Raw genomic sequence first — 18,553 nt, 5'->3', positions numbered from 1 at the left:
GGGCCTTTTTTTGCTCTATCAATTATGGTATCTCGTCAGAAACTAGTCGTCCTGTCGGGCGCGGGTATCAGCGCCGAAAGTGGCATTCCTACGTTCCGTGCATCAGACGGTCTTTGGGAAAATCACCGGATCGAAGACGTAGCTACGCCCGAAGCCTGGCTGCGTAATCCGGAACTGGTACAGGATTTCTACAACCAGCGCCGGAAACAGGCGTTAACAGTTGAGCCTAATGCAGGCCATCGGGCACTCGTTGATCTGGAAGCCTACTACGACGTAACAATCATTACCCAGAACGTCGATAACCTCCACGAGCGGGCGGGCTCGTCAAACGTTATTCACCTGCACGGCGAGCTCTTCAAATCCCGCAGCACCAGGGACGAGAGTCTGGTGTACGACATTGACGGCTGGGAAATTAAGACCGGCGACCTGTGCGAACGGGGGTCGCAGCTACGTCCGCACATTGTCTGGTTTGGGGAAGAAGTGCCGATGATGGGTGTAGCGCAGGAGATAACCGAACAGGCCGATATTTTCATTGTCGTCGGCACGTCGTTGAACGTGTACCCGGCGGCTGGACTGGTCTACGCTACCCCACGCGGTATTCCCATCTATGTAGTCGATCCCAATACCCCAGCCATGCAGAAACGAGCCAACGTTACGTTCATTGCCGAACCTGCTACCATTGGTCTAACGCAGTTGGCTAGCCAGCTGATTGAAGACGCCAGGTAATCAACGTCCGTCCAATAAGGTAGTCTAGCAATCGCAGGTAACATAACCAGGGCCTCCCCTGCTACGTACTACATCAGTTGCCGACTTACTTCTTACCAGATCAGGGGTATCAATCGCCAGGATTTACGTTTGTAAGCGACATACTGTTGGCCAAACTCATCGGCCAGCATTTGCTCTTCCAGCCGAATACGATAGGCGTAGACGAGCGGCATCAGCAACAGGGCCAGTGTAAAAACAAGGTAATTGCCAATTGCCAGTCCGAAAAACAGCCAGACTAGCAGTGAACCGAGGTAACCGGGATGCCGGATGACACCATATAGGCCGGTCGTCATGAGCGACTGCCCCGCATCTACCTTGAGCGTACGCGTGTAGCCTGTTCGTAGTTGTCGCATCGACACAACCCGCAGTATCAGGCCGCTGGCTGTCAGCACAAGCGCCAGCCAGGATAGCCACGGAATGCTAAACTGGCCTACGTTGACATACGACAGTATTTCGGCCACGATCACTATACAGGCAAACGCACTAAGGAGCAACAGCGTACTGTGCTTGTCTGCCTTCGTTGTCGAAAAACTCGCCACACTGCCTTTGTTCCGTAGCAAAACATCGATTACAAAATATGCTACAATGACCAGCCAGGCCAATTCTGTCGCTGGCGTTTGCAGGAATATCCGGTGCATGAGAATATTAATATTTCCTATACAACATGAATCACATTAAAAGCTGAAACTACCTCACTGTCAATAAACAGCAGCAGAAAATCTATGTTAACTTCAGCGAAGCACCATGTTATTATGATGAATTTGCCTGGCTGAGCTATCAATTGAGTGAAGAAGATAGCTTATGTTCTCGGGACCATCACACAAATAACAGCTATACGCTGAATGTGTTATCGTTCACTATGCAGCATCTGGAAATTGAACCACCCGAAGCGTTACGATCTGTCATCAAGTGCTTTTGGTACACCAGCATCGAATTCGCCGAAAACCAGTCGAAATTCGAAGTTGTACCGGATGGCTACGCGGAACTGATCTTTCATTTTGGGAGCCATTGCAGCATCGCTACCGGCAATGGCTTACAACCCCTGCCGTCCCCGTTTCTGGTGGGACTGCTCAACCAACCTGTTTACTTTCATTCGAAAGACCGGCTGGAAATCATCGGTGTCCGCTGCTTTCCCTGGACAGTATTCGATTTGCTTGGCTTACCGTCTGGTAAAGACGGGGTACGTATCGTAGAGCATCCTGTTGCTCACCTTCAATCATCCGTATTAGCGGGGTTGATTCAAGCTGGCCAGATCAACGAAGCGCTTGCTGAAGTGGCCGCGTATTTTCTGGCTGCACAAGCGCCGGTTGCACCGAATGCCGTATTGCAAAAAGCAGGTAGTGCGATGCGGAACGCCAACGGAACCTTGCCGGTCAGTCAGGTTGCGGCAGCGGCTCATGCGACGGTACGTACGCTGGAACGGAAATTCAAACAGTCGGCGGGGCATACGGTGAAAGACGTGTCGGCGCTGATGCGTTTCGAGCAGGTACGCGACCACTTGTGGCTCGACCCGAATGTCAGCCTTGCCGGTCTGGCGCACGAACTGGGCTATACGGATCAGGCGCATCTGAGCCGGGAGTTCAAGCGATACAGCGGCACAACGCCCGCAGCTTTCGCGCGCCGAACGAAGAAAGCGAAACAGACCATCGGCGACGATTTTGTCGTGTTTATACAAGCCTGACACAGCCGCATGCCGGAGTTTTGTGCCATTGATACGTCAATCACATCGCACAGAACATGGAATCCGCCAACGGAAAAAAAGTACTCATTTCAGGGGCCAGTATTGCCGGCCTGTCGACCGCCTGTCTACTGAACAAATTAGGCTATACCGTCACGGTTGTCGAGCAGGCCAATGAACCCCGAACGGCCGGTGCCGCGATCGACATACGCGGGACCGCTGTCGATATTTCGAAGCGCATGGGCATTTTCGATCAGCTAAACGCGAACCGCCTGCGCGTAGAACGGATCGAATTTAAAGAGGCTGATGATAGCACGGCCGGGTCGATTGTTTTGAAAAACGACGACGTAGACAGTCATGACGATGACATTGAAATCGAACGCAATATCTTTATCAATAGCCTGTTTGACCGGCTACGAAATACCGTTACGTTCATCTTTACGAACAGCATCGCCACATTAACAGAAACGAAGGACGGTGTAGACGTTACGTTCAAAGACGGCACGCAGCAGACCTTCGATCTGATGATTGGTTGCGACGGTTTACACTCGATCGTACGCAACAGATGGTTTGGTCACGAAGCGGAGTACGCGTACTTTATGGAAGCGTATTTTTCGATAACGACCGTCAACAAGTTGCTGATCGACGAGAAAACAATGCAGCTGTTTAATGTGCCGGACAAGGCCATTACGCTCAATGCATACAATGGGAAAACGGATATAATTTTCAGCTTCTTCTCCGAAAACGAAATCCCCTATAACTACCGCGATATCGATCAGCAGCGGGCCATTATCCTGAACCAGTTTGCCGGACAAGGCTGGCGAACCGACGAGTTATTGGCCGAGGTACAACAGTCGGGTAAATTTTACTTCGATAAGTTCTGTCAGCTAAAAATGCCGTCGTGGACAAAAGGCCGGGTAGCATTAGTCGGTGATGCTGGCTATTGTGCTTCGCCCGCTGCCGGAATGGGGGCGTCGTTGTCGGTGATCGGGGCTGCCGCCCTGGCCGACGTGCTGGAAAAACACAACGGCAATCCTGCGTTAGCCTTCCAGGAATATAACCAAACGTTACGGCCGTTTATCGAGGAAGTGCAGGCGACGGCGGAGTCGAACGTAAGAGACAATTTCATCCCCCGAACCGAAGAAGCCATTCACCAACGAAATACGCAGCTGACCGCCTTCTAGCGAACAAATGCGTCGCTATGAACCCCTGTTTACGCCTTCTAATTTTTACCTATCCCAGAACTTCTAATCGACAGTAATGACAAAAACACTTTTTTAAACATGCCTGAAGCCTATCTGGTCGACAGCCCCGGCGATTTTGTCGCGTTTGTACAAGCCTGCCGCTACCAGCTTCCGGAAATTTGTGCTGTAATCAACACACTAGCTAACACACAATCATGCTATTAACCGATAAAGAAGTCGCTATCCTGGGTGCCGGACCCGTTGGCCTGACATTAGCCAAACTACTGCAGCAGGCAGGCGTAGCCGTAACCGTATACGAACGCGACAAAGACGCGCAAGCCCGCATCTGGGGCGGTACGCTCGACCTGCACGAAACATCCGGACAGAAAGCGCTTGCCAAGGCCGGGTTGCTTGATCAATATTTCGCCAAGGCGATACCGATGGGCCGAATCGTTGCCGACGAACAGGGGACTGTACTGTTTTCCAGGGGCCCGGCTACCGATAGCCCTGAGATTAACCGAAATGAGTTGCGAACGGTACTGCTGCACAGTCTGGCAGACAACACGGTGGTGTGGGACCGAAAATTCACCGAACTCGACGCCCACGACGGAAAATGGCAACTGCATTTCGCCAACGGCCAACGCGCCATTGCTGACCTTGTCGTTGGCGCAAACGGTGGCATGTCAGCAGTGCGAACGTACATCACCGATGCAACTGTCGAATACACCGGTACGGTATTTATACAGGGTGAAGTCGCTGAGCCGCAACGAACGTGTCCGGCGTTTTACCAACTGTGTCAGGGAAACATTCTGATGGCGTCGCACGAGGGAAATCTGTTTGGCGCGAATCCGAAGAACAACGGCCTGCTGACCTACAATATCATTCTGAGCGAATCAGAAGCGTGGGTGGACGAATACCTCAATTTTCAGGATTCAGCCGGTATTGCCCGGTTTCTTTCCGACCGGTTTGCTGACTGGAATGAGGTGTACAAGCAATTGTTTCAGGCCACCGATCTGTTCCGGGCGTTGCCGATAAAGAAACTACCGCTGACTACACCCTGGAAGCAGGATCGTCCACTACCCATAACCGTTATCGGCGACGCAGCTCATTTGATGCCGCCATTTGCCGGTCAGGGTGTCAACACCGGACTGGTCGATGCCCTGACATTAGCTGACAAACTCACGAACGGGAAATCTGATACGATACAGGCGGCTATCAGCGCGTATGAGCAGGAGATGTTGATCTACGCTACAGCGGCTCAGTTGGAATCGAGTCAGAACGAGCTGGCCCTGCGCCACCCCAATTTCTCATTCCAAAACCTGTTTCACGGCGCACGGAATCAGTGATGGAGCGCACGTCAAAAGCGGTCTGAGAAAGTAGTACAGCTTAAATGCTTGATCGAAAACACTTTAGCTTAAACCAAATCAACCCCTAAATCCCCTGAAGGGGACTTTGTCTACGTGTGAGCCAAGTCCCATTCAGGGGATTTAGGGGTTAATAAATAATCTAAACATTATCTCAGAGTTACTTGTCTTTCTTCATTCCTCGCAGGCTCGGAATAAATAATAACTCCGCTGCACCTACCCTCGTAAAGATAGCTACAGCGGAGTAAAATTGAAGCGTAGTGGCTTACGCCAGTTTCTGCATTACTTTGTCAGGGGTGATGGGCAGGTCGCGGATGCGCTGACCGGTGGCGTTGAAGACGGCGTTGGAAACCGCAGCGGCAAAGCCGATAAGAGCAATCTCGCCCATCCCTTTCGCACCCATCGGGTTGATGTAAGGATCAGGTTTGTCGATGACGATGGTTTCGGTATGCGGTACATCAGCGCTAACAGCCACGTGGTAGTCAGCGAGGTTATTGTTGACGTAACGGCCAAAGCGATGATCAATGACAGCTTCTTCGGTCAGGGCCATGCCGATACCACCGGCTACGCCCCCGATCATCTGACTAGCTGCCGTTTTCGGGCTAACGATCCGGCCTGAGTCGGCTACGCTTACCGCTTTCGATACGCGAACGACGCCCGTTACGGGGTGAACGCGAACCTGCACGAAATGCACCGAGAATGAGTACATCGAATATTTTTCCTGTTCACCCCCGCCCTTCGACTGCTGCGTTTTGTCGATCGTTGTCAGGTTGTTGCTGCGCATCAAATCGGCGACGGCGACCTTCTTATTGCGATCGGCCTCTACGTAAAGCATGCCGTCGGCAAGGGTCAGGTCGTCGGCTTTGCTGCCGGCGAGCGGAGAGCCGGACTTTGTCGCCATATCGGCCAGCGTATTTTTGACCGCCGTACAGACGTCATAGACCGCCGAGCCAACCGTCGATGTGATGGTTGAGCCGCCCTGCATGGGCGCGTTAGGCAGCGACGTATCGCCATAGTCGACCTTGATGCGGTCGACGGGAACGCCCAGTACGTTGTGGGCGATCATGGCCATTGCCGTGCCCGAGCCCGGTCCGATGTCGGTGACGCCACACTGTACCGTCAGCGATCCGTCAGCGTTCAGGATGGCGCGGGCCGTTGCCTGTCCACGGCTGGCGTTGAACGTACCCGAACTCATGCCGTAGCCAACGAGCCATTCGCCGTCGCGATTACTGGCGGGTTGATTGCTGCGTTTATTCCAGCCGATGGCGTCGGCCCCTTTCTGGTACGCTTCCTTCAGGTTTTTATCTGAATAAGGCCGATTGTGTTCGGGGTCGGTTTCGGTATAATTGCGCAGGCGGAACTCAATCGGATCGAGGTTCAGCTTGTGGGCCATCTCGTCCATGGCCGATTCGAGCGCGAAAGCCCCCGTTGCCTCGCCCGGTCCGCGCATCCAGATCGGTACACCCCGGTCGAGCGGGACGATTTTGTAGCGCGTACTCACGTTGGGGCAGTCGTACATAAACTTCGTCATGCTGACGGTACCCTCCGTAAAGTCCTCGTAGCTGGCCGTTTCGCCGGTGGCCGCGTGCGCAATACCAACCAGCTTGCCATTCGCGTCGGCACCTATGTTAATCGTCTGCACCGTGCGGGGGCGGTGTCCCACCAGCGTAAACATCTGCGAACGCGTCATAACCAGTTTCACCGGCCGGTTAATCTTACGCGAAATGGCGACGACGGCGGTTTCCTGTGGCCATGTGCGCAAGGCCATACCGAATCCCCCGCCCATGAATTCAGTATGGACGTGAATGTTGTCGGGATTGATCTTGAACGCCTGCGCCATGGCCCGCTGCGTTGCTTTTACGCCCTGCGTTTTGGCGTAAATCATCAGCTTGTCGTCACCTTCCCAGTTGGCCAGAATGCCGTGCATTTCCATGGGGTTATGCACCTCAATCGGAATGGTATAATTAGCTTCCAGCGTTACCGGGGCCGTTTTGTAGCCGTCAGCAGTACCCCGTACGTAATCGGCAAAGCGTTCGCCTTTGGGCGTAACGCCCTTCTCCAGATTCTTCGCCAGATCTGTCTTGGGTGCTTGCTTATTATACGTCGCTTTGACCAGTGAAGCCGCGTAGGTGGCCCGCTCGAAGGTATCGGCTATGACCATCGCAATGGGTTGTCCGTCGAACAAGATCTCCTTCGTATGCAGAATCCGGTATTTCTCACCACCCGACGGTGGGCCCGGTGGGGGTCCGTTGCCATTTCCCTGCGCCGGGGCATCCCAGCCGGGAATCGGAGGCATATTCTGATGCGTAAACACACCAACGACACCCGGCGCGTTCTCCGCCTTTTTGGTGTCGATGCTTGCGATTGAACCTTTGGCAATGTCGCTGCCAACGATGACGCAATAGGTCATGCTGGGCATGGTGAATTCAGCGAAGTATTTGGCCCCGCCGGTCACCTTCATCCGCCCGTCGACCCGGTCGATGGGCGGGTTTTTCGTGTCTTTCGTCATGGTCAGGCGGTTTTAGTGGCGGTTTTCAATGCTTCCACAATCGAGTTGGGGGCCAGCGTCAGCTTGAAGTCGTTTTCGCCATATCCTTTGGCACCCTTCATCGCCAGCATAGCTGCCTGCTTGAAGTTGGCCTCCGTAGCCGGTTTACCTTTGAGGAACTGCTCAGCCTCGGTCAGCCGCCAAGGTTTGTGCGCCACACCACCCATCGCCAGCCGAACGTTCTGGATTGTTTTACCTTTCATGTCGACACCCACACCGACCGAGATCAACGCAAAGGCGTACGACGCCCGATCACGCACTTTGAGGTAGTGCGAGTTTTTGGCAAAATCGTTCGTAGGCAGGTCGATCGACATAATCAGTTCACCGGGTTGCAGCGTGTTGTCTTTCTGTGGTGCGTCGCCCGGCAGGCGGTGAAAGTCAACGAAAGGGATTTTGCGGTCGCCTTTAGGCCCCGATACGTTCACCGTCGCGTCCAGCGCGACAAGGGCGATACACATATCACTGGGATGTACGGCGATGCACTTTTCACTTGTACCAAAGATGGCGTGCATCCGGTTGTAACCACCGATCGCTCCGCAGCCCGTCGGGCCGTTGGGCTGTCCTTTTTCGGGGCCCGCCTGCACAGGGCTGCGCTTGTTACAGGGCATCGAATTATCGTAGAAATACGAGCAACGGGTGCGCTGCATCATGTTGCCACCTACCGTTGCCATGTTCCGCAACTGGGCTGATGCACCCGCGTTCAGCGCCTGCGACAGCAACGGAAAGTTTTTCTTGACCAACTCATGCTCGGCTACGGTCGAGTTTTTCGCTATCGCGCCGATCCGCAGACCAGTCGCCGTTTTCTCAATCGTGGCCAGCGGTAGCTTGTTGATGTCGACAAGGCGTTCCGGGACGATGACTTCCCGCTTCATCAGGTCGATGAGGTTGGTGCCACCCGCCAGAAAGTAGGTGCCGCTCTCTTTAGTAACTGCCGAAATCGCGGCTTTAGGGGTCGTAACCCGCGTAAATTGAAACGGATTCATACCTTTTGTCCTCCCTGTTTTACGTCCATAATCGCGTCGACAATGTTGAAATACGCGCCACACCGGCAAATGTTGCCGCTCATGTACTCCCGAATTTCGTCGGGATTGTCGGCATGCCCCTCGCGGATGCAGGCTACCGCCGACATGATTTGACCGGGGGTACAATAGCCACACTGGAAGCCATCGTGCTTGATGAAGGCTTCCTGCATCGGGTGCAAGTTGTCGCCGTCGGCCAGACCTTCGATGGTCGTCACTTTGCAGCCTTCGGTGGTCATCGCCAGCGTCAGACAGGCGTTCACCCGCGTACCGTCGACGTGGACCGTACAGGCGCCACACTGACCGTGATCGCAGCCTTTTTTGGTGCCGGTCAGGTTGAGCTGTTCGCGGAGCAGGTCAAGCAGCGTAACGCGGGGTTCGATGTTCAACTGCTGGGCCGTACCGTTGATTGTAACCCGGAGCGGCATCTGTTCAAAGCGGGTTGCTATTGTTTCGTGTAGCCCCTTCTCGACAGCTGTCACGGCGGCCGGGGGCGTCATGGCGAAAGCCGCCATGATCGACGACTGCTTCAGAAAATCCCGGCGTGATGCGCCCGAGTTTTCCGCTGATTCGTCAGGGTGTTGATGATCAGTCATAGTGTTGAGTTTGTACCAAACGATTAGTCAGAGTAGTCTATAGTTGTAACGAATTGTTGAACAGATCGGTTACGGCATGCAACCAATTTGCCCTGGTAACTCTAGCGATCTGTTAGCCTAAATACGCGATCGACTACAATGCCTTGACAACCTTCGCCGGAACACCCGCCACGACTACGTTATCGGGAACATCCCGACTCACGACGGCCCCAGCGGCAACAACAGCATTCTCCCCGACAGTAACGCCCGGTAGAATAGTCGCGCCAGCACCAATCCAGGCGTTCCGTTTAATCACAATAGGTTGAAGAAGCAGTGTTTTACGGTCGGCGGGGTCGAGCGGATGGTTTTCGGACGTCAGGTTAACGTGTGGGCCAATCTGTACGTCGTCTTCAATCGTGATGCCGCCGATGTCGAGAAACGAGCAGGCGTGGTTGATGAAGACGTTTTTCCCCAGCCGGATGAACCGCCCGAAGTTGGTATGGAAGGGCGGGAAGATGGTCGTCGATGGGTCAATCTCCGCGCCGATAATCTCGCTGAGTCGGCTCCGTACCTGATCGAGCTCGGTGGCCTGCGCATTCATCTCGACGCAGCGCCGGATGCTACGGGCGACTATGGCACCAAACTGAGCGTACAGCGGGTCATCCTTGCGAAATGGCTCACCCGTCCGTAACCGCTGAAGAACAGCCTCTTCGTTGATTTGATCACTCATTTCCGTCTTCGTTACTCGAGTTCAAACGTTACCGTTACGTTCCCTGCACCCAGCGCCGTTGCCAGCCCTGCCGGGTTATCGATTCGCCCAAGCCGCGTATAGCTGTAGGACGTACGAAACGACTCATAAAACACCACCAGCGTACTGGAACCGTACAGCATCAGATCACCCGCCTGGATCGTGCCGGGGTTGGCCGCGTTGGTAGGGAGGCTGGTCGTAAGTTCACCATATTTCTCGTTCCCGTTCAGCTCCCGCATCGAAAGCGTCAGCGGTAGTCGGGCTTTGAACGCAGTCGTGGTTGCGTTATTCTGCAACGTTGTCGTAAACGTGCGCTGACCTACCCGGATGAGCAGTCGTTTGCTGCTTGTGTCGGTCGAGCTGGCACCGTCGACACTGTTTGGTGTTTTTACGGGCATCGGATTGGCTGATGTGCAGGCTATCGTAGTTATAAACACCAGTAGCAGTGGTAATAAGAACCCATGTGCGTGTTTCATACCTTCCATGATCTGGCTGGCGTCTGACGAGCAGAAACAATAAGGCAAACGGACGTACTGGCCTCGTTTACAGTCCTTTATTTTACGTATTGTTCGTCGCTCACTTTTTCCATCCAGGTTACCACTTCACCGTTCAGTTCTTCCTGAATGGCAATGTGGCTCATCGCTTTGTCGGGGGATGCGCCATGCCAGTGCTTTTCGTTGGGTTCGAACCAGACCACATCGCCGGGTTTAATTTCTTCAATGGGTCCCCCTTCTTTCTGAACCCAGCCCAGGCCGGAGACAACAACCAAGGTCTGTCCCGCCGGGTGCGTATGCCAGGCGGTTCGGGCACCCGGTTCGAACGTGACCAGGGCACCTGCCGCTTTTGTTACGTCTTTTTTGGCGAACAGGGGATCTAATCGTACACTACCGGTAAACCAGTCGGCATTTCCTTTCGCAGAAGGCTGCGATCCATTCTTTACGATGTTCATTGGCTGTTTTTCTGTTTAGAAAAGTTACGTTGCTACTCCTCGTGTATTGCGCCCGTATCAACGGTGTTATTCAGTACCGTTGTACTCTTCATCCGTTACCGGCTGCATCCATCGAACAATACCTTTTTCTGTATTCGGAATAATGTACATCTGTTGCATACCCATGTCGGGGCTGGCACCGTGCCAGTGTAATACATTCGGCGGGCACTTTACGACATCACCCTTGTGCAACACCTGTTTTAGCTGCCCTTTAATCTGGTGATAGCCAACGCCATCGGTGATAATTAAAATCTGACCGGCCGGATGCGTATGCCAGTTACTCCGGGCACCCGGCTCGAAATACACATTGCCCAGCACCGTGTTGTATGTCGAATCATCGGGGACCAGACTCGTATTCCAGGCTTTCCCGGTAAAGTTCTTAGCAGGGCCTAACTCACCTTTGGGAAACGTTCCCTGACTCACATCTTTTTCCGAGGATGACTCGGAGCATCCGCTAATGGTCAGACCAAAAAGCAGCAGCAGGTGGGCGGTTGTTACGAATAATTTCATAGTCATTGCCTTCCGGGTATAGTCAATAACAAAACTACAGCCGGGAAGGGTAGACTAATTAACAGTATTCAAACGGATACTTATACATTTCAAACCTCCGCCAGGCGGAAGCTTTTGGGGTTGGTACCGGTGAATTTTTTGAAGAAGTTGTTGAAATAGGACGGATAGGCAAAGCCCAGAGCGTACGCAATATCGGCAACGTTCCAGTCGGTATGCTGCAGCAGCGCTTTGGCCTCGGCTAAAACTCGTTCGGCAATGTGAGCCGTGGTCGATTTACCGGTCACCTCGTTGACAGCCCGGTTCAGGTAATTAACGTGGACGTTGAGATTGCCCGCGTACTGTTGTGCCGTGGTCAGTTGCAACGGACGGTCGACGGTCTCGATCGGAAACTGCCGTTCCAATAATTCGAGAAAAACGGCGGTCAGGCGAGAAGCCGCGTTCGTGTGGTGGTCGACGTTTCGGGCCGGTTCGAGCTTCAGCGCTTCGTGAATAATCAACTGAATGTAATTGCGAATCAACTCATCCTTATACGAATAGCTGGTCTGCTGTTCCTCAATCATCTTCTGAAAAATCGTGTTGAGGAAGGCCCGCTGCTGCGGACTAATAGTGAAGATGGGCGTGCCGCTAAGCTTGAATAAAGGAGAGTTTTGCAGGCTTTCCGAACGGTCCGACAGTTTCATAAACTCCTCGGAAAACAGGCAGGTGTACCCTACGTAGCTGGTCGACAGCGTTTCCCAGGAATATGGAACGTGGGGGTTGCCGAAGAACAGAACCGTATCGCTGACCTCGAAACTCCGGTCAGCGTAGTGGATAATGCTGTTACCGGTGGTCAGACAGATTTTGTAGAAATCCTTCCGGCTGTAACTACGGGTGGCGTTGCTGTCGGATTCGATCTGGAACACATTGAAGCCTTTCAACTTTAGCTCACTATTAAACGCAGACACCGAACGTATTTCCTGACTTGCCATGCGCAAAGTTAAGAAATTCAAATATGCTCTTGCCCTATTTAACTTCCGGAACTACTTGTGCGGTGCTTTACCTTGATTCTTACTAAGTACTATATTGAACTTACTTTATATTAAAACGAATCGCCCCCTGAAGGGGGAGAAATTTGCGTGCAATCTTCTCCCCCTTCAGGGGGCGGGGGGTGTAGACAATCAGCTTTTAGTAGCCCTGTCCTTCGAGGAATTTAGGGGTTGGTCAAGCAAGAAAATAATCTAAACTAGTTTATCAGACGTACTTGACTAGTCGAACAGCCTCAAGATAACGTGTTTGGTACACCCACCATCTTGAGGCTGTTTTCCGGTTCAACTTCCGGCCAGTGGCGACCCAAAAATACCAACGGCCAGCTCGATCCAGACAAGCGCGAATACCAATAGAATAGCGATTAAAATAATCGTTCGATACTGTACTTTCCGGATATATCTCAATGCAACTTCGCACAGGACTCCCGTACCCAACAGCAGAAAGCCAGCAACGACAAAGTCAAACAGCGACCAATTCACTTCATGCGTAAACTGCATAGCAGTGAAAGGAACAAGTAATAAGAGAGGGACTGCGAATAAGATGATAGCGAGTCGTTTATTCTGAGTGATCATGGTTTTTCGTTTGATAGAGCTCTGAATACTTAAAGCACTTTGTTATTCAAAGTAAGTGAGCAATAAATTAATTGTCAAGCGATTTTCAAAAAAAAGGAGGCTTTCCCCAAAGCAGGCTTCGCTAAGTAAGCCAAACTGGGTACGTTTGCTTCAAAACTATCCAGGTTCGAGTCCAGAAGCTCCCATCCACATCGCTGCTTTTTGGCGCTCAACCTATTTACAGCATGGAAATAGCAACGTCACCAATCAACGCATCGAAGGCGCGCCTGGCCACCCAACTGATTTTTTTTGTTTGCGGTCTGGGCATGGCCAGCTGGGCGCCTATGGTTCCTTACGCGAAAGATCGGCTCGCCCTGAACGACGCGGATCTAGGCTTATTATTACTGATGCTGGGCGCGGGGGCCATGCTGATGATGCCTACCTCAGGCTGGCTGGTTAGTCGTTTCGGGAGCCGCATCATTATGGCTGGTGCCGTACTTATTATGGCGCTTATGCTGCCATTGTTGCTGCTTCTTTCGTCTACCGTCCCTATGGCGGTGGCTCTGTTTGTCTTTGGTTCGGGGGTTGGCGCAGTTGACGTAGCCATGAACGCCCACGGCGTACAGGTGCAGAACTTATACGATAAACCCATCATGTCGTCCCTGCACGGTCTATTCAGCGTGGGCGGCTTGGTCGGCTCCCTCGGGCTAGGCTTTTTGATCAAACTGGGTCTTAATCCATTCTATGCCATCAGCAGTATTGCCGCGCTGATGATCCTAATTGCACTCACCCAGTACCGGTACTTGTTTTCGGTTGATACAGAGCGGCAAGTGGCGGCCAGATTTTCAATCGTAGCGGAGCAACCAACGCAAGACAGGCAGCGATTCGGTTGGCTACAAAGCAGCGTTCTGTTTCTGGGTCTGATGTGTTTTGCCATTTTCCTGGCCGAAGGAGCCGTTCTCGACTGGAGCGCCATCTTTCTGCGGGACGTAAAAGGAATTGAGCCGGAGCTTGCCGGGCTGGGTTATGCCGCTTTTTCCGTCGCCATGGCAATAATGCGGCTCGTTGGCGACAAACTGGTAGACCGCCTGAACAGCAGAACCGTCGTAGTGGGTGGCAGTTTACTGGGGGCCGTGGGTTTGTTAATCGCGATCCTGAGTCCCTGGGTGTACGGCGCACTGCTCGGTTTTGTGCTGCTGGGCTTTGGGGCAGCGAATATTGTACCCGTGTTTTTTAGCGCAGCCGGAAAACTACCCGGTGTTGCGCCGACCGTTAGTCTGTCGGCCATTACAACCATTGGTTACACGGGCCTATTAACGGGACCCGCTTTGCTGGGTTTTATCGCCCAACAATTTTCTCTGTCCACCGCGCTGGGCTTCCTAGCCTTGCTGCTGGTTGTCGTTGCGCTGGTTTACCGAGTAAAACGATTCGACTAAGCGTCATAACGAATCGCCCGAAAATCGGCTTCCATTATTACGAAGCTCCTCGTTTTGTATTGTAGAAACGGCAGTTTGTATAAGTCGAACGAATGCTAGTTCTAGACCTTTGTCTATTCAATTCGTTACCATTAAACAACAGTTCGTTATGACACTCTCCGATTTTCGCACGCTTGGCCGCTCTGGTCTGGTTGTTAGTCCGCTTTGCCTGGGCACCATGACGTTTGGCACCCCTCGCTGGGGCTCATCCGACGATGTTTCCCGCGATATTTTCAACGCCTATGTGGATGCCGGTGGTAATTTCATCGATACCGCCGATGTGTATGCGCAGGGCCACAGCGAAGAGCTGGTAGGCCAGTATATTGTCGAACGCAATCTACGCGACCAGCTTGTGTTGGCTACCAAATTCAGTTTCAACACGCAGCCGGGGAACCCCCACGCGGGCGGTAACGGACGTAAACACATCTACCAGGCGCTGGACAAGTCGTTACGTCGGTTAAAAACAGATTATGTCGATCTGTACTGGATGCATGTCTGGGATATGGTTACCCCGATCGAAGAAGTTTTGCAGACGCTCGGCGACCTGGTTCGGGCCGGCAAGATTCGATACTTCGGTTTTTCGGATATTCCCGCCTGGTACGCGGCCAAGGCGGCCACGCTGGCATCGGTTCATAACGTACCGGGCCCTATTGCCATGCAGCTAGAATACTCGCTTGTTGAGCGTAGCATTGAGCGGGAGCACCTGCCTGCTGCTCGGGAGTGTGGTCTTGGCGTTACGCCCTGGAGTCCGCTGGCAGCTGGCTTCCTGGCCGGTAAATACAAACGGGAGCAAGAAGGCGCGTCCGGAGAAGGTCGTCTCAGTGGAGCAAATCCATTTGGCAATCAAAAATTCACCGACCGAAACTGGCGTATTCTTGACGCTTTGCAAACAGTAGCCGGCCAGGCTAATTACCCGCTGGCTCAGGTAGCACTGGCCTGGGCCTCGGCGCAGCCTGGCATTACGTCGCTTATCTTGGGGGCCAGCAAACTGGATCAGTTACACGATAATCTGGCTTCGCTGGCCATTCAGCTTTCGCCCGAACAGGTACGAACGTTAGACGAAGCCAGCGCGCTCGAACCCGCCTTCCCCTACCCGATTTTCACGTCCGGAATGAACAAATCCATTTTCGGCGGCACTACGGTCCAGAACTGGCAGTCACAGCGCTAGTTCGTTTTGTATTGCAGAACCGTCGGTTTGTATAATCCCACCCGCTGACCGTGTTACGACCTTTGTTCTGAAGATTATTAATTCTCAACAACGTATGAACACGATCAAACGAGTAGCCCTGGGTAGTCAGGGACTGGAAGTGCCCATCGAAGGACTGGGTTGCATGGGCATGACGGGCGGGGTCAACGGTATGTCGGTGTACGGGGAGGCTGACGAAACGGAAAGTCTGGCGACGATTCACCGGGCGCTGGAACTGGGCATCAATCTGCTGGACACCGCCGACCTGTACGGCCCTATGAAAAATGAACGGCTGGTGGGCAAGGCCATTGCGGGTAAACGTGATCAGGTGATTCTGGCCACTAAATTCGGTTTTGAGGTCGATGACAGCGAAACCTTTACGGGTAAGCTGAACGGCCACCCGGATTATGCCCGCAAGTCGATTGAGCGCTCGCTGCGAAACCTGGGCACCGATTACATCGATCTGTATTACCTGCACCGGATGGACCCGACCGTACCGATTGAGGATTCGGTCGGTGCGATGAGCCGCTTTGTGGAAGAAGGCAAAGTCCGGTACGTCGGCTTATCCGAAGTCTCGGCCGACGTATTACGCCGGGCGCACGCCGTCCACCCAATTACGGCACTGCAAACGGAGTATTCCCTGTTTGACCGGGGCGTGGAAGAAACGGGCGTTTTACAGGCAACCCGCGAACTGGGCATCGGTTTCGTTGGTTATTCGCCACTGGGCCGGGGCTTTTTGTCGGGCGAAATCAAAACACCGGACGATTTCGAACCAGACGATTCGCGTCGGTTCTTCCCGCGTTATCAGGGTGAGAATTTTTATAAGAACCTGGCACTCGTGGAAAAGCTTCAAGCGTTAGCCGATACGAAAGGGGTTTCGGCGGCTCAACTAGCCCTCGCGTGGGTGCTGGCGCAGGACGTTGTCGCCATTCCGGGTACGAAACGTCGCAAATACCTGGAAGCAAACGTAGCGGCAGCCAGCATTACGTTGAGCGCCGACGAGCGAACTGAATTGGAAGCCATTCTTCCCGTTGGTAGTGCAGTAGGCGCAGCTTACCCCGAAGGATTTTAAGGAACAGGCGGGTGGTTTAGACCAAACCACCCGCTTTTTACAGCATCAACGTAACGTATTTCAGCACTACCATGAAATCTTCCGCTCGCGATTTACCCGTTCTGCATACGGTATCGGAATACACCCGGTTTTACGGGTTACCGGCCCCGGCCCACCCGCTGCTGGCCTTGGTCGACCTCTCGCAGTCACGTGACTGGGAACGTGCGACAACGCCGGTCATGCAGGAAATGTACCTGGTATCGCTAAAGAAAAACATAAAAGGCGGCCAGATTCAGTACGGCCACCAAACGTATGATTTCAGCGAGGGCGTCATGTCGTTTATCGCGCCGAGACAACTTTGCTGGGCATCCGCCAATATGGATGTTTCGGCCATGGAAGGCTGGATGCTGATTATTCATCCGGATCTTTTGCTTAAGCATCCATTACGGGAGCGGATTCTGAATTACGGCTTTTTCTCGTATCGCATCAACGAAGCGTTGCATGTTTCGGCGCGGGAAGAAAGTGTGCTAGCGGGTTTAATCGCCAATCTACGCGAAGAAAGCAACCAGCCCGTCGATGCCTTCAGTCAGGATGTGCTCGTTTCCCAGCTTGATGTCTTGCTAACGTACGCTGACCGGTTCTACCACCGCCAGTTTCTGACCCGGCGCACGGCGGAGCATGATTTGTTGAGTCGGTTCGAGCAGTTATTGGTTGCTTACTTCGCGCCATCATCCGACACAACAGAACACCCCTTGCCGACCGTGCAGCATTTTGCCGATGCACTGAACGTATCGCCAGCTTATTTGAGTGATATGTTACGTACCCTGACCGGGCAAAACACGCAGCAACACATTCACCAGGCGTTGATCGACAAAGCCAAGCAATTGCTGTTAACTACCTCACTGTCTATCAACGAAACCGCTTACCAACTGGGCTTTGAGTATCCCCAATACTTCACCCGGCTGTTTAAAAATAAGACGGGCCTAACGCCAGCCGCCTTTCGTTTATCAATGCAGTAATGAGGTAATAGCGACACATTTTCGGGTCTTGGTTAACATTCTTTGGGAAGTAGGGTTTCCCAGAAACGCTCAACGTTTCTGATTGATGACACTCCCCCCTGACCCTTGGACCGATCTGGCTGCCAGCCAGGACCCGGCCGCCCGAACCCTGGAAGCCCACGAGCGACTCAATGCGCTGTACGGTATTCAGGCTGTTTACGGTCGGGCGGACCCCATGCACGAGTTGATTGGTACCATTCTATCGCACCGGACGACCCACGCCAACGAGGTGACGGCATATCGTACCATGCGGGAGCGGTTTCCAACCTGGGAACAGGTTCGTGACGCACCCCTCGCCGAGCTGATCGACGCAATCAAGACGGCCAACTATCCGGAGACTAAAGCACCTTACATTCAGAACTTGCTGACGCATCTGTTTCGGGAGACGGGTGCGGCCAATATCGATTTTTTACGCGATCTCTCGACCGAAGATGCGATGAAGTGGCTGACGGATCTGCCGGGTATTGGCCTCAAAACGGCGACGTTACTCCTGCTGTTTAATTTTCAGAAGCCCGTTCTGCCGGTTGATACGCACGTTCACCGGGTTACGCAACGGCTGGGGTTGATTGGTCCAAAGGTAAGCGCCGAAAAAGCGCACGGCCAGTTATTGTCTTACCTACCCGCCGACCCACTCGTGCTGTTCAACTTCCACAAGCACTTCTACTGGCATGGCCAGCGAACATGCACCTGGTATTATCCCAAATGCAGCGAATGCGTCCTGAACGATATGTGTACGTTTTACCAGTCGGGCGGTAAACTAACGCTCAGCAGCACCCCAAGCCGGGCTAAAGCGCGGTAGGACTTTTCTGTTATGGGTCGGCCGGGTG

The 18,553-nt window shown here is 53.2% G+C and carries 19 protein-coding genes; 9 read left to right on the top strand and 10 right to left on the bottom strand.

Going from position 1 to position 18,553, the window contains the following annotated elements:
- Nucleotides 1-24 precede the first annotated feature (24 nt).
- Nucleotides 25-726, top strand: a complete 702-nt coding sequence (locus ACYVAD_RS18350) for an SIR2 family NAD-dependent protein deacylase (protein WP_461140976.1) — start codon at nucleotides 25-27, stop codon at nucleotides 724-726.
- Between the two features lie 92 nt (nucleotides 727-818).
- On the opposite strand, the gene ACYVAD_RS18345 is transcribed toward ACYVAD_RS18350, so the two are convergent.
- Nucleotides 819-1,403, bottom strand: coding sequence for a methyltransferase family protein (locus ACYVAD_RS18345; RefSeq protein WP_461140975.1), 585 nt, complete (start codon nucleotides 1,401-1,403; stop codon nucleotides 819-821).
- 221 nt (nucleotides 1,404-1,624) lie between these two features.
- Between ACYVAD_RS18345 and ACYVAD_RS18340 the strand changes: the two genes are divergently transcribed.
- The 3 genes from ACYVAD_RS18340 (at nucleotide 1,625) to ACYVAD_RS18330 (ending at nucleotide 4,973) form a co-directional block, all read left to right on the top strand.
- Nucleotides 1,625-2,446 carry a helix-turn-helix domain-containing protein gene (locus ACYVAD_RS18340; RefSeq protein WP_461140974.1) on the top strand — a complete coding sequence of 274 codons (822 nt, stop codon included), beginning with the start codon at nucleotides 1,625-1,627 and terminating at the stop codon, nucleotides 2,444-2,446.
- A gap of 56 nt (nucleotides 2,447-2,502) precedes the next feature.
- A complete protein-coding gene (locus ACYVAD_RS18335) occupies nucleotides 2,503-3,627 on the top strand; it encodes an FAD-dependent monooxygenase (RefSeq protein WP_461140973.1) in 1,125 nt (374 codons plus the stop codon).
- A gap of 215 nt (nucleotides 3,628-3,842) precedes the next feature.
- Complete coding sequence (locus ACYVAD_RS18330) at nucleotides 3,843-4,973, top strand: FAD-dependent oxidoreductase (protein ID WP_461140972.1); 1,131 nt, start codon at nucleotides 3,843-3,845, stop codon at nucleotides 4,971-4,973.
- Nucleotides 4,974-5,256: 283 nt separating this feature from the next.
- Here the strand turns inward: ACYVAD_RS18330 and ACYVAD_RS18325 are convergent, their stop codons facing one another.
- The 9 genes from ACYVAD_RS18325 to ACYVAD_RS18285 form a co-directional block, all read right to left on the bottom strand.
- The gene (locus ACYVAD_RS18325; RefSeq protein WP_461140971.1) at nucleotides 5,257-7,500 is read right to left on the bottom strand and encodes a xanthine dehydrogenase family protein molybdopterin-binding subunit; all 2,244 of its coding nucleotides are present in this window, start codon (nucleotides 7,498-7,500) and stop codon (nucleotides 5,257-5,259) included.
- Nucleotides 7,501-7,502: 2 nt separating this feature from the next.
- On the bottom strand, nucleotides 7,503-8,522 hold the full coding sequence (locus ACYVAD_RS18320; RefSeq protein ID WP_461140970.1) for an FAD binding domain-containing protein: 1,020 nt from the start codon (nucleotides 8,520-8,522) through the stop codon (nucleotides 7,503-7,505).
- The gene (locus ACYVAD_RS18315) at nucleotides 8,519-9,154 is read right to left on the bottom strand and encodes a (2Fe-2S)-binding protein (RefSeq protein ID WP_461140969.1); all 636 of its coding nucleotides are present in this window, start codon (nucleotides 9,152-9,154) and stop codon (nucleotides 8,519-8,521) included. The genes ACYVAD_RS18320 and ACYVAD_RS18315 overlap by 4 nt, the downstream gene beginning before the upstream one ends.
- A 133-nt stretch (nucleotides 9,155-9,287) precedes the next feature.
- On the bottom strand, nucleotides 9,288-9,863 hold the full coding sequence (locus ACYVAD_RS18310; RefSeq protein ID WP_461140968.1) for a DapH/DapD/GlmU-related protein: 576 nt from the start codon (nucleotides 9,861-9,863) through the stop codon (nucleotides 9,288-9,290).
- Nucleotides 9,864-9,874: 11 nt separating this feature from the next.
- The gene (locus tag ACYVAD_RS18305) at nucleotides 9,875-10,357 is read right to left on the bottom strand and encodes a cyclophilin-like fold protein (protein WP_461140967.1); all 483 of its coding nucleotides are present in this window, start codon (nucleotides 10,355-10,357) and stop codon (nucleotides 9,875-9,877) included.
- A gap of 77 nt (nucleotides 10,358-10,434) precedes the next feature.
- Nucleotides 10,435-10,830 (bottom strand): (R)-mandelonitrile lyase, encoded by a 396-nt coding sequence (locus tag ACYVAD_RS18300; protein WP_461140966.1) that lies wholly within the window; start codon nucleotides 10,828-10,830, stop codon nucleotides 10,435-10,437.
- A gap of 66 nt (nucleotides 10,831-10,896) precedes the next feature.
- On the bottom strand, nucleotides 10,897-11,379 hold the full coding sequence (locus tag ACYVAD_RS18295) for a cupin domain-containing protein (protein WP_461140965.1): 483 nt from the start codon (nucleotides 11,377-11,379) through the stop codon (nucleotides 10,897-10,899).
- Between the two features lie 89 nt (nucleotides 11,380-11,468).
- The gene (locus tag ACYVAD_RS18290; protein ID WP_461140964.1) at nucleotides 11,469-12,347 is read right to left on the bottom strand and encodes a helix-turn-helix domain-containing protein; all 879 of its coding nucleotides are present in this window, start codon (nucleotides 12,345-12,347) and stop codon (nucleotides 11,469-11,471) included.
- A gap of 339 nt (nucleotides 12,348-12,686) precedes the next feature.
- The gene (locus ACYVAD_RS18285; protein WP_461140963.1) at nucleotides 12,687-12,902 is read right to left on the bottom strand and encodes a hypothetical protein; all 216 of its coding nucleotides are present in this window, start codon (nucleotides 12,900-12,902) and stop codon (nucleotides 12,687-12,689) included.
- Between the two features lie 299 nt (nucleotides 12,903-13,201).
- On the opposite strand from ACYVAD_RS18285, the gene ACYVAD_RS18280 reads away from it, so the two are divergent.
- From ACYVAD_RS18280 to ACYVAD_RS18260, 5 genes are all read left to right on the top strand, one after another.
- Nucleotides 13,202-14,392 (top strand): MFS transporter, encoded by a 1,191-nt coding sequence (locus ACYVAD_RS18280; RefSeq protein ID WP_461140962.1) that lies wholly within the window; start codon nucleotides 13,202-13,204, stop codon nucleotides 14,390-14,392.
- A 148-nt stretch (nucleotides 14,393-14,540) separates the two neighbouring features.
- Complete coding sequence (locus ACYVAD_RS18275) at nucleotides 14,541-15,599, top strand: aldo/keto reductase (RefSeq protein WP_461140961.1); 1,059 nt, start codon at nucleotides 14,541-14,543, stop codon at nucleotides 15,597-15,599.
- Between the two features lie 94 nt (nucleotides 15,600-15,693).
- Nucleotides 15,694-16,689 (top strand): aldo/keto reductase, encoded by a 996-nt coding sequence (locus tag ACYVAD_RS18270; RefSeq protein ID WP_461140960.1) that lies wholly within the window; start codon nucleotides 15,694-15,696, stop codon nucleotides 16,687-16,689.
- A gap of 71 nt (nucleotides 16,690-16,760) precedes the next feature.
- Nucleotides 16,761-17,687: a helix-turn-helix domain-containing protein gene (locus tag ACYVAD_RS18265; protein WP_461140959.1), complete on the top strand. Its 927-nt coding sequence runs from the start codon at nucleotides 16,761-16,763 to the stop codon at nucleotides 17,685-17,687.
- An 85-nt stretch (nucleotides 17,688-17,772) separates the two neighbouring features.
- Complete coding sequence (locus tag ACYVAD_RS18260) at nucleotides 17,773-18,525, top strand: endonuclease III domain-containing protein (protein WP_461140958.1); 753 nt, start codon at nucleotides 17,773-17,775, stop codon at nucleotides 18,523-18,525.
- The last annotated feature ends 28 nt before the right edge of the window (nucleotides 18,526-18,553 follow it).

This window comes from Spirosoma pomorum, from assembly GCF_054776615.1.
Note: the sequence above shows the minus strand (reverse complement) of the source record. Positions and strands in the feature narration are given on the sequence as shown.

Coding starts and splice junctions, on each gene's coding strand:
- ACYVAD_RS18350 (WP_461140976.1), top strand. CDS start 25: ATGGTATCTCGTCAGAAACTAGTCGTCCTGTCGGGCGCGGGTATCAGC.
- ACYVAD_RS18345 (WP_461140975.1), bottom strand. CDS start 1,403: ATGCACCGGATATTCCTGCAAACGCCAGCGACAGAATTGGCCTGGCTG.
- ACYVAD_RS18340 (WP_461140974.1), top strand. CDS start 1,625: ATGCAGCATCTGGAAATTGAACCACCCGAAGCGTTACGATCTGTCATC.
- ACYVAD_RS18335 (WP_461140973.1), top strand. CDS start 2,503: ATGGAATCCGCCAACGGAAAAAAAGTACTCATTTCAGGGGCCAGTATT.
- ACYVAD_RS18330 (WP_461140972.1), top strand. CDS start 3,843: ATGCTATTAACCGATAAAGAAGTCGCTATCCTGGGTGCCGGACCCGTT.
- ACYVAD_RS18325 (WP_461140971.1), bottom strand. CDS start 7,500: ATGACGAAAGACACGAAAAACCCGCCCATCGACCGGGTCGACGGGCGG.
- ACYVAD_RS18320 (WP_461140970.1), bottom strand. CDS start 8,522: ATGAATCCGTTTCAATTTACGCGGGTTACGACCCCTAAAGCCGCGATT.
- ACYVAD_RS18315 (WP_461140969.1), bottom strand. CDS start 9,154: ATGACTGATCATCAACACCCTGACGAATCAGCGGAAAACTCGGGCGCA.
- ACYVAD_RS18310 (WP_461140968.1), bottom strand. CDS start 9,863: ATGAGTGATCAAATCAACGAAGAGGCTGTTCTTCAGCGGTTACGGACG.
- ACYVAD_RS18305 (WP_461140967.1), bottom strand. CDS start 10,357: ATGAAACACGCACATGGGTTCTTATTACCACTGCTACTGGTGTTTATA.
- ACYVAD_RS18300 (WP_461140966.1), bottom strand. CDS start 10,830: ATGAACATCGTAAAGAATGGATCGCAGCCTTCTGCGAAAGGAAATGCC.
- ACYVAD_RS18295 (WP_461140965.1), bottom strand. CDS start 11,379: ATGAAATTATTCGTAACAACCGCCCACCTGCTGCTGCTTTTTGGTCTG.
- ACYVAD_RS18290 (WP_461140964.1), bottom strand. CDS start 12,347: ATGGCAAGTCAGGAAATACGTTCGGTGTCTGCGTTTAATAGTGAGCTA.
- ACYVAD_RS18285 (WP_461140963.1), bottom strand. CDS start 12,902: ATGCAGTTTACGCATGAAGTGAATTGGTCGCTGTTTGACTTTGTCGTT.
- ACYVAD_RS18280 (WP_461140962.1), top strand. CDS start 13,202: ATGGAAATAGCAACGTCACCAATCAACGCATCGAAGGCGCGCCTGGCC.
- ACYVAD_RS18275 (WP_461140961.1), top strand. CDS start 14,541: ATGACACTCTCCGATTTTCGCACGCTTGGCCGCTCTGGTCTGGTTGTT.
- ACYVAD_RS18270 (WP_461140960.1), top strand. CDS start 15,694: ATGAACACGATCAAACGAGTAGCCCTGGGTAGTCAGGGACTGGAAGTG.
- ACYVAD_RS18265 (WP_461140959.1), top strand. CDS start 16,761: ATGAAATCTTCCGCTCGCGATTTACCCGTTCTGCATACGGTATCGGAA.
- ACYVAD_RS18260 (WP_461140958.1), top strand. CDS start 17,773: ATGACACTCCCCCCTGACCCTTGGACCGATCTGGCTGCCAGCCAGGAC.